We start from the raw sequence: 13,823 nt of genomic DNA, 5'->3' as shown, positions 1-13,823 counted from the left end.
TCCCACTACCCGCCCGAGGACAGATCGGTGCGCGGTGCGGTCCCCAGATGCACGCCGACCCGCTTCACGAGGAGTGTCATCTCGTAGGCGACCTGGCCGACGTCGGAGTCCGCGTCCGAGAACACCGCGAGGCAGCTGCCGTCACCGGCGGCCGTCACGAACAGGAAGGCGTCGTCGAGTTCGACGATGGTCTGGCGGACGCGGCCGGCCTCGAAGTGCCGGCCCACGCCCTTGGCGAGGCTGTGGAACCCGGAGGCGACGGCGGCCAGGTGCTCGCTGTCCTCACGGGTCAGGTCCTTGGACACGCCGGTCGGCAGGCCGTCCCCGGAGAGCACGACGGCCTTGCGGATGCTGGCGACGCGGTCCACCAGATCGTCGAGAAGCCAGTTGAGCTCGCCGTTCTGCGTGGTCGCGGCGTGGTCGGTCGCCTTTGGTGCGGTCATCGACCGTCCCCCTTTGTCGTTCCCTGTGGTGCTGTGCCGCCCGGCGCGGTGTCGTCGCCCGCGGCGTTCTCCTTCCGGCCCCGCTGCCAGCCACGCTGGAGCGAGGCCATACGGCTGCGTACCTCGTCCGCGTCGCGTTCGCCGTGGTCCGGCGTCGCGGGGCGGGGGGCCGGTGCCTTCTTGAGCTGGGGTGCCAGGCTGGCCTGCCGGACCCGCCGGGGCAGCGGCCCCGTGCCGGGTGCGGGCGGCCGCGGGGCCGTGCTCGGGTCCGGGGTGGTGTCGTCCGGTCCACCGGCCGCGATCTCGGAGCGCCGGGCGCGTCCGGTCAGGGCGGCGGGCTCGTGCGGGCCGACGGCGTCGGAGCCGGCGGTGTCCGGTGCTTCGGAGCGGCTGGATCCTGCCGGGTGTCCGGGCCCGGCGGGATCGCCGGATCCCTGTGGTTCCGCGGCGCCGGCGATGCCGCCTCGGGGGCCGGTGCCGCGGCGCCGGGTGGGCAGCGGGGCCGGACCGTCGGACTGCGCGCGGCTGGGGCGATACGAGGGTTCCCCGTCGGTCTTCTCCAGGCGGGGCCGGTGTCCGGTGACCGGGCGCCCGTGGGAGCTGACCAGCTTGGGGGTCCGGCGTCGGGGCATGGGGACCGGGGCGTTCAGGTCGTCGTCCGGGTCGTCGGGGACCCCGGTGACCGGGCCCAGGTCTCCGCGCCGGCTCGCGGGGTCGTCCTCGGCGCGGCCGAAGGCGCGTCGCGGGTGGAAGAGGCCGCCGCGTTCGCCGTCCTCCTCATCGAGGGAGTCCGGGAAGTCGCTCAGGGCGTCGAGGTCGACGGGGGCCTCGAGTTCGACGGGGCCGTCGAGGAGCGCGGCCGGCAACCCCGGCGTGCGGGCCGGCACCTTGGAGAGCGCGGCTCGTCGCGACTCCTCCAGTTCGGCCTCCTTCGAGGGGGTGGGGCGGTCGAGGCGGAAGCCGATGCCGTTGGTGTCCGGGACATCGTCGGTGAGGAGGGCGTCCGGGATGAAGACGACGGCGGTGGTGCCCCCGTACGGCGAGGGCTGGAGGGAGACCCGGACGTTCTGCCGCTGGGCGAGCCGGCTGATCACGAAGAGACCGAGCCGGTCGGTGTCGGACAGTTCGAACTCGGGCGTCTCGGCGAGCCGGAGGTTGGCGTCGAGCAGGGCGTCGGCGGCCATCCCCAGTCCGCGGTCGTGGATCTCCAGGGTGAAGCCGTTGGCGACCCGTTCGCCGAGGACCTGGACGGCGGTGTGCGGCGGGGAGAACACCGTGGCGTTCTCGAGGAGTTCGGCGACCAGGTGGGTGAGGTCGGCGACGGCTGGTCCGGTGACGGCGACACGGGGCAGCCGGCGCACCTCGATGCGCTCGTAGTCCTCGACCTCGGCGACCGCGGCGCGTACGACGTCCATGAGCTGGACGGGTTTGCGCCACTGGCGGGACGGGGCCGCGCCGGAGAGGATCACCAGTCCCTCGGCGTGGCGGCGCATGCGCGTGGTCAGGTGGTCCAGCCGGAACAGGTCGGCGAGTTCGTCGGTGTCCTCGGTCCGGCGTTCCATGGTGTCGAGGAGGGTGAGCTGCTTGTGCAGGAGGACCTGGCTGCGGCGGGCGAGGTTGACGAAGACCTCAGAGACCCCGGCGCGCAGTTCGGCCTGTTTGACGGCGGCCTCCACGGCGGCCCGCTGGAGGGTGTTGAGGGCCTGCCCGACCTCGCCGATCTCGCTCTTGTCGTAGGCGAGGCGCGGGACCTCGGTCTCGACGTCGACCTGTTCACCGGCGGAGAGCCGGCGCATCACGCTGGGCAGCCGGACGCCGGAGGCCTCATGGGCGTCGAGGCGGAGCTGGCGCAGGTCACGGACGAGGCCGCGGCCGATCCGTACGGACAGGAAGAGCGAGAACAGCACGGCGAGCAGTCCGAGCACGCCGGCGACGACGGCCTTGACGATGACGCCCATCGCGACGGGGCGGACGCGGTCCTGATAGCGGTCGCCGGCCTCGTCGTTCAGTTTGCCGAGCTCGTCGAGCACACCGCCGGCGGCGGTGTCCCAGTCCTGGGCGTCCACCGTGCTGGGGCGTCCCGGCTGGGAGAAGACGACGGACTGCTCGGCGACCCGGAGCGGGGCCGTGGAGCCGTTCTTCCAGAAGTGCTGGAAGCGTTCGCGTTCGTACGAGGGCAGGTCGGTCAGGCTCAGGTCGTACATCAGGGTGCGCTGGGCGATGAGATCGGAGATGTCGCGGATCTCGTCGCGGGTGAGCCGGCCGACCACGAGGGCGGAGCTGAGCAACGCGTCCTCGCGGGACAGCAGTTCGCGGGCGCGCGTGATGTTGAGGAGGGCGCGGGCCTCCTTGTCCATGGCGACGTTGTCGATGCCGTCGAGAGAGGCGAGGAGGGCGTAGCAGGGCTCGACGAGGAGGTTGTACTGGTGGAGCGCCTCGGCGCGTTTCACCGTGCCGTCCTCGACGCTGCGGCGCAGGGGCCCGATGCCGTCGAAGGCGTCCAGGACGGCGGTGAGGCGTTCGGTGTCGCCCGCGTCCATGCCGTCGCGGACGTCGGGGTCCTGGGTGTTCCCGCGGATCTCGGCGATGGCGGTGTCGGTCGCCTTCCGGCTCTCCCGGAGGGCGGCCAGGGCGTCCGAGGCGCGGCGGTCGGCGAGGTAGACGAGGGCCTGCCGCCGCTCCTGCTGGATCACGCGGACGGCGTCCTCGGTGGAGTAGCCGATCTTCTCGACGAGGGAGGACACCGTGAACAGCTGGGTCACCTCTCGCCCGGTGAGTACCGTGGCGAATCCCCAGATCGCGGTCAGGGACACCAGCGGCACGAGAAGCAGCGCCACCATTTTCCGGCGGATCGACTTCCCGCGAAAGCGCATGGCCTCCCCCAGCTCGGTCCCCCCTGCCGGCCAGGGGGCACACCTGTGCGTCAACAATGGGCGCGAGCCTACTACCGACGCACTGGTAACTCGAAGAAACATCCGGAGCCTGAACTTCCGCACTGGTGACGAGACATGGGGAGTTGTCCGGGCATGACGGGAATTACCTCCCGCAAACGTCGTGCACCATGGTGAATCGTTCCGGCCCACCCGCTCGGCCAGTTGGCCGGAAATCTCTGCTCGGCGGGAATCTTCCGGGGGCGCTGATCGTCCTTCTCTACGGGAAATAGGGGCGGATGGGACCACGGGAGCCGCGTCCAGCCCCCCGGCGGCGTAAAACAGCGCAAGCCGGGCAGTCGCTGAGGGGCTGGGTGTTGGGATGCGGGCGAGCGGTCCGCGGACGGTGGGGAGTGACACGGTGATGGGTACGGCGGAGCAGCGCGAGGGGTCCCAGGGCAGCGCTGCGGTGCGGCGGGGACCCGATGTGCTGGATCGCGACATTCCGGTGAGCGCGGGCGAGGGTGCCGGGAGCGACGAGCGGGCGTACTACCGACCGCTGTGGGTCGAGGACCCGGCGCCGCGGCGGCGTATGCCCGATCCGGTGCGGACGGCGGCCGTCCGGGCGGTGCTCGTCGTCTCGGTGACGCTGATCCAGGCGGTGGTGGCGTTCCTGTGCACACTCGCGGGGTCCTGGCTGGCCTTCCCGATGGTCATCAGCAGTGTGGTCAGCGTCGTCGTGGCGACCTGGGCCGCCCTCGACGTGTGGGTGACCCGCCAGGTCTGGAACCAGCGGCACGGCGTGGTGTCGACCCCCAGCAGCACGGCGCGGTCCCTGCGGCGTGAGCGCCGCACGGCGCGACGGCTGGCGCGCTCGGCCGAGCGCGCCCAGGCGCGCATACGTCGGCGGGCCGGCGCGGGGCAGCTGTCGCACCCCTGACCCCGGCCCGCGCCGCGCGGCAGCTCGTCAGACCGCCTGGGGATCCCCGGGCGCGGGGCGCTTGAACATCCGGGTGGCGGTGATCTCGCTGTGCCCGGCCTCGCCCGTCTGCTGCTGCGGCAGTCCGGGTCGCAGATGCTCCTCCACGCTGATGTACTTCAGGCCCGCCCTGAGGTCGGCGTCGTTGCGCAGCCGGATGACGAGCGGGAACTCCGCGAGCGCGGTCGTGTCGAACAGGCCGGTGGTGTACAGCAGTTGGACACCGAGCGCGTCGGACACGGCGCGCTGGAGCTCCAGCAGATAGGTGGCGTTGGCCCGCCCGATGGGGTTGTCCAGGAACAGCGTGCCGGCGTGCCGGTGCTTGTCCCTGCCCCGGTCGTTGGACCGCAGCGCGGCCATGGTGCAGTACAGCGCGATGGCCGCCGTGAGCAGCTGCCCCCCGGAGAACACGTCGCCCATCTGGCCGACGGGCACCCGCTCGGCGCGCAGCACGGCGTCCGGCTTGAGGATCTCCACGGCGACTCCCTTCGGCTGGAGCGCCGCGGCGACGCCGCGCAGCAGCAGGGACATACCGTCCCGCCGAAGGTCGGAATTCTTCTTCACGGCGGCCCGGGTGGCGTCGTCGATGACCTCGCCCAGCCGTTCGGTGAGGGTGGCCTGGTCGGGCTCCTCGAAGCGGATGCGGAGGAACTCCTGCCCGGACCACTCCCCCAGTCCCTCGGGCAGCCGGGACAGCCGCTGGGCGGACCGCAGGGTCGCCAGCGCCGACTCCACGAGGCCGCGGAGCCGGTCGACGATCGAGTCGCGGTTGCGCTCGAGCTGGGCCAGCTCGTCGGTGAGCACGCGCAGCCGGGGCGCGAAGGCGTCCGCCCACTTCTGGGCGTGCTCGGGCAGCGCGGAGGCGGGCAGCTCGCGGATCTGCTGGCGGGCCGGGGTGCGGACCTGCTCGTAGCGGGTGGCGTTGGCGTGCCGGACGAGGACGTCGCCGGCCTCGCGCACAGCGGCCTCGGCGGCGGAGAGGTCGGCGGCACAGCCGCGCAGGGAGCGGCGGGCCTCGGCCGCGGACCGGCGGGCCTCCTCCAGGCTGCCGGGGTAGGGCTCGACGTCCTCCTGCTCCTCGTCCGAGGTGTGCTCGCGCAGCAGGTCGCGCAGCATCGCGGCGATCTCGTCGAACCCGCCGGCCGCGTCCTCGGCGGCACGGTGGGCATCGAGGAGTTCCGTGTGCGCGTCACGGGCCTGTGCCAACGCTTCGGTGAGCGCGGCGAGTTCGCCGGTCGCCGTCCGCAGCAGGTACTGGGCGTGCTCGGCGTCGCGCGGCCGCAGCTCCTCCGGCAGGTCGGTGTGCGTCTCGCCCTCCTGGGGAGCGTGACGCTCGGCCTCGCCCCGCAGCCGGCCCAGCTGCTCGCTGGCGGCGGACACGCGGGTCTCCAGGACCTGGACCAGTTCCTCGGCGCGCGAGGCGGCCGCCTGCCGGGAGGGTCCGTCGGAGCCGTCGGGCGATTCGAGGAGCTGTTCGGCGCGGGTCCGGACCTTGTTGCTCAACCGGTCCAGGTCGGCGCGGGCCGCGCTCTCGTCGCTCTCCGCGCGGGCCTGCTCGGCGCGCAGGTCGGCGCCGACACCGACCTTCTCGTACACCTGGGACGCGGCCCGGTACGCCTCACGGAGCGCCGGCAGGGACGTCTTCGGGGCGTCCGCGTCGGTGTCCGGTACGTCGTCGGGGGCGCCCGCGATCTCCGAGCGCTCGGCGCGCAGGGCCCGCGCGGTGCGGCGCGCGTCGTCGGCGGCGCGCTGGGCGGCACGGCGGTCCTCGTCGGCGGCGCGGGCACGCTCCAGACAGGACTGGGCGCGGGCCTCGGACTCGGCGGCCTCGTCGGCGAGTTCGCGGAGTCTGACCTGCCAGCCGGCCCGCTCGCGCAGCCGGAAGGCGAGTCCGGCGAGGGCGTCGGCGGCGCGCCGCGCCCGCTGCGCGGCCTCCTGGCGTTCGTCGCGGACCGCCGCGGCCTCGGCCGCGGCCTCGTCGGCCTCGGCGCGCACGGTCCGCGCCTCGGCGAGCTCCGCCTCGGACTCCCCGGCGAACACGCGCGCCTCCCGGGCGGCCTCGGCCAGCTCCACGAGTCGTCCGGCCGGGCAGCCGGTGCGCCAGGAGGCCAGGCGTGCCGCCAGCTCCCGGTCCTTGCCGAGGCGGGTGGCGAGGCCGCGGATCTCCTCGTCGCGCTCGGTCGCCCGGGCCCGTAGCGCCTGCCGTTCCTCGTCGGCCGCGTGCTCGTCGTGCATGGCCGGGTTCGGCGGTACGAGGAAGACGTCCGTGTCCGACGCGCCGGCGGCCGGGGTGGGGGCGAGCAGGGCGGCCGCCGTGCCGACGGCGACGGTGGAGCGGGGCAGCAGCGCGGCGTCGGCCAGTGCCTCGCGGGCCCGGGCGTGCGTGCCGGGGTCGGTGATGATCACGCCGTCGACGAGTTCGGGACGGGCGGCGAGCACACGCGCGTGGTCGGTCGGGTCGACGGCCTGCGCGAGGTATCGCCAGCCCGGCAGCGCGGGGATGCCCTGCTCGCCGAGGAACTCCACGGTGGCCAGCACGTCGGGGCCGGGCGGCAGCAGCCCGCCGTCACCGAGCGCGCCGAGGATACGGGCGTCGTCGGCGGCGGCCGTTCGCAGGTCGAAGAGCTGGCGCTCGGCGGCGGAGACCGCGTCGTCGAGCAGGTCACGCAGTTCGTCGGCGAACCGGTCGAGGTCCTCCGGGGTGAGCTCGCCCTCCGCGGCCCCGCCCACCTCGGCCCGCGCCCTCGCACCGCTCTGGTCGCCCGTGCGCGGAGCGGGCACCGCGCCGCGCCTGGGGCCCGAGTCACCGGAGAGGCCGAGCAGTTCCACCAGGCGCTCCTCCGCCGCGAGGCTCTCGGCGAGGCGGCGCTCGGCGTCGTGGGCACGCTCCGCCGCCGAGGCGGCGTCGGCAGCGCGGGCCGCCGTCAGTTCGGCACGGGACTCCGCGGAGGCCGCCTCGCGCGCGTGCTCCGAGGCCCGCCGGGAGGCCTCCCGGGCGGTGTCCCAAGCGGCGACGGCGGACTTCTCGGCGTCGCTCGCGGCGAGGGCGGCACGGGCCGGGTCGGCGTCCGGGGCGCTGTCGTCGAGCCAGCCGGCGCGGACGGCCTCGGCGGTCTCCTGCTCGACCTCGGTCAGCCGCTGCCGCAGATGCCCGGCCTCGCTGCGGGCGCGCTGCGCCTCGGTGGCGGCGGCCGTGGAGTCCCGGTGGGCGGACTCGCCCACCTCCTGGAGCGCGGCGGACCGCTCCTCCCCCTCGTTGGCCTGTGCCTCGGCACGCTCGGCGGCGGCGTGCAGGGCGCGGACGAGATCGACGGCGGCCTTGGCGCGGGCGGCCAGCGCGGGGGCCGCGTCGCGCTCGGCCTCCTGGATGGCGGCGGCCACGCGTGCCACCCGGTCGGCGGCGGCGCGGTGACGCAGGACGGCTTCGGCGGCCTGCCAGGCCGAGTGCAGGGTGCGGGCGTCGGCGAGTTCGCGCTTCTGCGCGGCGGCGGACTTCTCGGCGGCGGCGAGCGCCAACGAGGCGTGCCGGTAGGCGAGTTCCGCGGCGATCAGCGCACTGCGCTCACGCGCGCCCTCGGCATGCGTGACGGCGTGGGCGGCCGCGGTGACGCGCTGGGCGAGGTCGGCGGCCCGGACGCGTTCCCGCGTGCCCCGCGCGGTGAGGCGCCGGGCCAGGGCGCGGGTGCGGCGCTCGGCGCCGGCGTGGACGTCCCGCGCGCGTGTGCGGGTCTCCGCGGCCTCGACGATCCGCCCGAGCAGGTCGACGGACCCGGCGGTGAAGTCCCGCTCGGCGATCAGCTCGGCGCGCCGGCCCAGCTTGTTGCCGAACCCGCTGACCAGGTCGGCGAGGCCGTCGGTGTCCCGGGTGTCGGTCACGGCCCGCAGCAGCAGGTCGGTGAAGTCGGAGTCCTTCTTGACCGCGAAGAGGCCGGCCGCCTCTCCCTCGTCGGCGTTCATCTCGCGCTGGTAGCGGAAGAGTTCGGGGTCGAGGCCCAGGTCGCCGAGGTGTTCGATCCAGCGGTCGTGGATGTCCTCCCAGTGCACCTCCAGATGCGGGTACGCCTTGCCCGCCTCCGTGAGGGCGTCCCGGAAGCCCTTCATGGTGCGCCGGCGGCCCTGCGCGCCGGACTGCCCCTCGACCGGCGGCCGTACGGCGGTGGACTCGGCGACGGGGAGGTTGTCCAGGCTGAGGCCGGGGCCGGGGCGGAAGGAGTACCAGGCCTCCGCGAACTTGCGCGGGTCGTTGGAGACCTGGCGGCCGCGCCACTCGCTGACCTTGCCGACCACCACGCACTCGCCGGTCAGGGTGTGCTGCCACTCCAGGGCGACGTGCCCGCAGTCGTCGGCGAGCAGGAACTTGCGCAGTACACCGGAGCTGGCGCCGCCCAGCGTGTTGCGGTGTCCGGGCAGCATCACCGAGAAGATCAGCTTGAGCAGGACCGACTTGCCGCCGCCGTTCTCCAGGAAGAGCACGCCGGCGGGGGCGGGCCGGCGCCGCGGGCCGACCGGCTCCTCCTCGAAGAACTCCGCCTGGGTGGGCGCGGGATCGGGCACGGGCTCGCCGACACCGCGCAGGTCAAGCACGGTGTCGGCGTAGCGCGCACCGGCCGGTCCGATGGAGTAGAGGCGGATCCGGGACAGCTCGTACATGGCGGACTCTCGTAAGTCTTCGGCAGGTGGGGGGAGGTCGGGTGGGGCTCAGGCCGAGTGGAACGGCAGCCCGGCGTCGGCCACCAGGTCCAGGGCGTCGGTGTCCTCGGCGGGCAGCAGGGTCGGTGTGCCGTCGGTGACCGGGACGACGCCCAGTTCCAGCAGTTCGGTCATGGCGGCGCTGCCCGCCATGTCACGGACCTGGAGCTGGTAGCGGGCCGTGGTGCGGTAGGTGCCTCCGTGGTCGTCGCCGGTCCGCTGGAGGAAGCCGGAGTCGGTGAGGAAGGCGACGGCCTTGCCGACGATGCCGGTGGTGGAACCGGCGAGCCGTCGCGCGTCCTTGGTGGCACCGGCGGCGCTGCGTCTGATCCAGATGCGCCAGGCGGCCTCCAGGCCGGGGGCGTCCGTGGCCGGGTCGGTGTTCTCCCCCTGCTCCTCGGCGCGCTCCTCCAGGCGGCGGCATGCCTGCCGGACGAAGGCGTCGACGCCGTTGACACTGACGCGCCCGATGTAGCCGTCGTCGGCGAGGTCCTCGGGACGCGGGAACGCCATCGCGGCGACGGCGAGATGGGCCAGCCCGTGCAGGAACCGGTCGCCGCCGTCGGCGGACGTCCGGCGGGCGTAGTCGCTCATGCGCACCGCGAACACCGAGTCCTCGGCGGCGGTGACCGCCATGCCCGCGCGCGGGGACACCTCCAGCACGACCAGCCCGAGTCCCGTGGCCACGGCGTCGGCGAGCCGCGCGAACGCCGGGTCCTCGCGGTAGCGGCGCAGCAGTTCGGTGTACTCCTGGTCGCGGGTGGGCTGGAGCTTGGGCTGCAGCCCGAAGGAGACGAGCCGCGCCGCGTCGGCGGCGTCGGCGGGGGTGACGGCGGAGGGCGCCTGCGGTACGGCGGCCTCCGGCTCACTCCGATCGACGTGCTCGGTCACGCTTGCGGCTCCTTGTGGCGGTGGTGCGGGGTCGTGCGGTGCGCTTCGCGGTGGCGGCCCCGAGTCGTACGGTGCCCGGCGCGGCTCATGCGGCTTCCGTCCGGTCGGCGGCCATCCCGGCGGCGTCGAGCAGCGCCGTGCCGACGATGAGGTCGGCGCCGCCGAATTCGGGGTCGTCCAGCTCCGTACCGTCGTCCACCGCGAACAGCAGCTTCTCCTCGCCCTGCCGGTAGGCGGTGCCCACCGGAGGGCTGGCGGCGTGCACGGCCAGCAGGGCGACCAGGTACGGCAGTTCGGGGTCCCGCCGGCGTGCCTCGGCCAGCAGGCCGGACAGCCGGCGGGGGGCGTCGGCGGGCAGGTCGAGCAGCTCCATCGCGGCGGCGAGCTGCTCCTCGCTGAACCGGCTGTCGTCCGGGGTCGCGATGAGGTCCGGCTCGGGCATCTCGGCGCCCAGGTGCTCCCGCTCCACGGGCGGGGTGAGCAGGATGTCGACGAGGTCGCCGAGCCGCACCGACACCGGTGTGCGCAGGCCGGTGCCGCGCGTGAAGAAGGCGTCCGTGACCCGGACGGCCCGCTCCAGCGGCAGCGGCAGCACGGGCGCGACGAGATGCCCGTACAGGTCCATACCCGACGTGGTCAGGGGGGTGGCGAAGGCCTGCCGGTCCTGCTCGGCGCGGAACAGCGGTCCGGCCTCCAGCAGCCGGGACTGGAGCTGGGTGTGGCGCCGGATGCAGTCCTTGACGATGTCGACCAGCTCGGCCGCACGGCGCTTGTGCTCCGGGTCCTCGGTCTCGTCACGGGCCTTGCGGATGTTGGTGAGGATCGCGTTCTCGTGGCGGTACCGGTCGGCGACGTGGTCGAGTGCTTCCGCGATCATGTCCGGGACGGCGTTCAGCCAGTCGACCGCCCGGACGTTGCGACGGGTGGCGTCCAGGGCGCGGCGCAGCGTCTCGGAGTACTGCACGGTGCGGTACCTGGCCTGCTCGGCGGCCAGTTGGGCGTCCGCGAGGCGCCCGCGGTTGATCAGCACCTCCAGCTTGACCTCGGCGGCGATCTGCGCGCTGGTGACGTCCGTGTCCAGGGCGCCGACCAGGACGTTGACGGCCTCGTCGGTCGTGCGGAGGTACACGGTGCCGCCCGGACCGGGGACCTCCTCGATCAGCTTGAAGTCGTAGTCCCGGCGGACGTAGCTGCCGTCCGGCGTGAAGGTGCCGTACACGGCCCGGAAGCCGCGGTCGACGCTGCCGACGTTGATCAGGTTCTCCAGGACCCAGCGGGCCACCCGCTCGTGCTCGGCGACGGGGCGCCGCGGGGCCTGGGCGGCGATGCGGGGGATGAGGCGGGCGACTATCTGGTCGTGGTCGGCGCCCGTGTCGAAGTCCATGTTGAGCGTGACCAGGTCGATGGCGGCGAGGGCCACCTCGGCCATGCCGTACACCGAGTACTCGCCGGCCAGATTGGCCTTGCGGGCGTCCAGGTCGTGCAGCGGTGCGGTGCAGGCGAGCGCGCGCAGCCGCCGCGCCAGGCCCTCGTCGGCGGCCGGGCCCGGCGCGGGGCGCGGCCCCGCGCTGAGCTGGGGCGGAACGCGGTCCGTCGATGCAGGCGAAGTCACGGTGCACAGACTAGGTCCTAGGTCCGACAACGATCCAAACGGCACGGATCGCCTCCGGCGGGCGCGAGCCCCTCCGCGTGGGCCCCTTGTCCACCGCCTGCCCGGGAAGCCCGCCTCAGGGAACGATCTCCCCCTCCCCCACCCGTCGCCGGTACACCTCGACGACGCGTTCCAGGGAGTCGTCGAGGTAGACGCCGAGGATTCGCTCGGCCCCGGCGGTGTCGCCCGCCTCCAGCGCCTGCAGGAGCTCCTGGTTACGGGCGAGGTAGGGCTCGTGCAGACGGCGGGGATCGTCGACGACGTGGAAGGCGAGCCGCAGTTCGGCGAAGACGCTGCGCATGAGCTCGTCGGTGCGTTCGCTGCCGGCCAGCGCCACCAGTTCGCGGTGGAAGTGGATGTTGGCGGTCCCCAGCGATTTCCAGTCACCTTCACGCACGGCCCGCTGCCCTTCGGCGACGGCTTCGGCGGGCCCCTCCAAGGGGTACGGCGGCTCGCCGAGCCCGCGGACGACCGCGCACTCGACCAGGCGCCGGGTGCGGTAGATGTCCTCCACGTCCTCCACGGTGAGGACCCGGACGAACACCCCCCGGTTCAACTCGTGCACGAGGAGCCGTTCATGGGTGAGCAGGCGGAACGCCTCGCGGAGTGTGTTGCGGGACACACCGAGCGCCCCGCCGATGCTGTCCTCCGACAGCCGGGTCCCGGGTGGGAAGAAGCCCTCGGAGATACGGCTCCTGAGAATGTCCGAGACCCGCTCCGCCGTGCTCGTCCGCCCCAGAAGGGCACGGTCGTCGGCCAGTCCGCCCAGCTGCTCTGCCATGCCCGGAATTCAACCGCAGTCAGAGGAACGAAACAACAGGGGTATTGAAGGATCGTTCAACGATCCCCTACCTTGCTGCCCACGGTCCGGTTCAGCACGGCACACCTCCGCCCTCCGCTCCCCTCACCGCCGACTTTTGCCACCCCCCACGCCCCGCTCCACCGCCGTCCCCACCCCTCCCTTCACTGCGAGGTGCCCATGAGCACTCCCCCTCCACCGCGGACCTCGAAGACCGCTCCGCCGGACGCTCCCCACCCGGCCACCGCCGCCGAGCACGCGGGCGATGAGGGCGCGCTCGGCTGGCTGCGCGCCCTGGGACCGCGCGGGCGCCGCGCATTCGCGGGTGCCTTCGGCGGGTATGCCCTCGATTCGTACGACTACTTCACCCTGCCGCTCAGCATGGTGGCGCTCGCCGCGTATTTCGGTCTGGACAGCGGCCAGACGGGTCTCTTCACCACTGTCACGCTGGTCGTCTCCGCGGTGGGCGGCGCCCTGGCGGGCGTGCTGGCCGACCGGATCGGCCGGGTCAAGGCCCTGATGATCACGGTCGTCACCTACGCCGTGTTCACGGTGGCCTGCGGCTTCGCCCCCAGCTACGAGTGGCTGCTGGTCTTCCGTGCCCTCCAGGGGCTGGGCTTCGGCGGCGAGTGGGCGGTCGGCGCCATCCTGGTCGCCGAGTACGCGAGCGCGCGGCACCGGGGCCGCACCCTCGGGGCGATCCAGAGCTCCTGGGCCGTCGGCTGGGCCCTCGCGGCGGTCATGTACACCTTGGTGTTCTCGTTCGTCGGCGACGACCTGGCGTGGCGGGTGATGTTCTGGACGGGTGCCCTGCCCGCGCTGCTCGTCATCTGGATGCGCCGCCGGGTGCACGACGCCCCCGATGCCGTCGCCGTGCGCGAACAGAGCGCGGAGAAGGGCTCGTTCACCGCGATCTTCAAGCCGGGACTGCTGCGCGTCACGCTCTTCGCGGGCCTGCTCTCCACCGGCGTCCAGGGCGGCTACTACACCCTGGCCACCTGGGTGCCGACCTATCTGAAGACCGAGCGGGAGCTGTCGGTCGTCGGCACAGGCGGGTATCTGACCTTCCTCATCTCCGGTGCCTTCGCCGGGTATCTGACCGGCGGCTACCTCACGGACCTGCTGGGCCGCCGCCGCAACATATGGCTGTTCGCGCTCCTGTCCGCCGTCTGCATCCTGGCGTACGCGAACATCCCGGCCGGCGCCAACACCGTGCTGCTGGTGCTCGGTTTCCCGCTCGGCTTCTGCATGTCGGCCATCTTCAGCGGCTTCGGCTCGTATCTGAGCGAGCTGTACCCGACGGCCGTGCGCGGCACAGGACAGGGCTTCACGTACAACACGGGCCGCGCGGTGGGCGCCGTCTTCCCCACCATGGTGGGCTTCCTCGCCGACAGCTGGGGGGTGGGCGGCGCGCTGGTGTTCGGTGCGATCGGCTACGGCATCGCGGCGCTCGCCCTGCTCGGCCTGCCGGAGACGCGCGGGAAGGAGCTCGTGTGAACCG

8 protein-coding genes are annotated in these 13,823 nt (G+C 73.6%); 2 read left to right on the top strand and 6 right to left on the bottom strand.

The annotated features are described in order from the left end of the window. Positions 1 to 5 precede the first annotated feature (5 nt). Both ACFRAC_RS24455 and ACFRAC_RS24450 read right to left on the bottom strand, forming a co-directional pair. Entirely contained in the window at positions 6 to 443 is a 438-nt protein-coding gene (locus ACFRAC_RS24455) for a roadblock/LC7 domain-containing protein (protein WP_382927401.1), read from the bottom strand. After that, a complete protein-coding gene (locus tag ACFRAC_RS24450) occupies positions 440 to 3,316 on the bottom strand; it encodes a nitrate- and nitrite sensing domain-containing protein (RefSeq protein ID WP_382927399.1) in 2,877 nt (958 codons plus the stop codon). The genes ACFRAC_RS24455 and ACFRAC_RS24450 overlap by 4 nt, the downstream gene beginning before the upstream one ends. A gap of 421 nt (positions 3,317 to 3,737) precedes the next feature. On the opposite strand from ACFRAC_RS24450, the gene ACFRAC_RS24445 reads away from it, so the two are divergent. Further along, on the top strand, positions 3,738 to 4,253 hold the full coding sequence (locus tag ACFRAC_RS24445; protein WP_382927397.1) for a hypothetical protein: 516 nt from the start codon (positions 3,738 to 3,740) through the stop codon (positions 4,251 to 4,253). A gap of 27 nt (positions 4,254 to 4,280) precedes the next feature. Here ACFRAC_RS24445 and ACFRAC_RS24440 read toward each other — a convergent pair whose 3' ends face one another. The 4 genes from ACFRAC_RS24440 to ACFRAC_RS24425 form a co-directional block, all read right to left on the bottom strand. After that, positions 4,281 to 8,942, bottom strand: a complete 4,662-nt coding sequence (locus ACFRAC_RS24440) for a hypothetical protein (RefSeq protein WP_382927394.1) — start codon at positions 8,940 to 8,942, stop codon at positions 4,281 to 4,283. A gap of 48 nt (positions 8,943 to 8,990) precedes the next feature. Beyond that, positions 8,991 to 9,872: a hypothetical protein gene (locus ACFRAC_RS24435; RefSeq protein WP_382927392.1), complete on the bottom strand. Its 882-nt coding sequence runs from the start codon at positions 9,870 to 9,872 to the stop codon at positions 8,991 to 8,993. A gap of 85 nt (positions 9,873 to 9,957) precedes the next feature. After that, the gene (locus tag ACFRAC_RS24430; protein WP_382927391.1) at positions 9,958 to 11,484 is read right to left on the bottom strand and encodes a hypothetical protein; all 1,527 of its coding nucleotides are present in this window, start codon (positions 11,482 to 11,484) and stop codon (positions 9,958 to 9,960) included. A 115-nt stretch (positions 11,485 to 11,599) separates the two neighbouring features. After that, positions 11,600 to 12,304 carry a GntR family transcriptional regulator gene (locus tag ACFRAC_RS24425; protein ID WP_382927388.1) on the bottom strand — a complete coding sequence of 235 codons (705 nt, stop codon included), beginning with the start codon at positions 12,302 to 12,304 and terminating at the stop codon, positions 11,600 to 11,602. A 198-nt stretch (positions 12,305 to 12,502) separates the two neighbouring features. On the opposite strand from ACFRAC_RS24425, the gene ACFRAC_RS24420 reads away from it, so the two are divergent. Then, positions 12,503 to 13,819 (top strand): MFS transporter, encoded by a 1,317-nt coding sequence (locus ACFRAC_RS24420; RefSeq protein WP_382927385.1) that lies wholly within the window; start codon positions 12,503 to 12,505, stop codon positions 13,817 to 13,819. Positions 13,820 to 13,823 lie beyond the last annotated feature (4 nt).

The sequence above is a fragment of the Streptomyces sp. NPDC056628 genome (genome assembly GCF_042792555.1).
In the GTDB taxonomy this organism is placed as follows: domain Bacteria; phylum Actinomycetota; class Actinomycetes; order Streptomycetales; family Streptomycetaceae; genus Streptomyces.
Note: the sequence above shows the minus strand (reverse complement) of the source record. Positions and strands in the feature narration are given on the sequence as shown.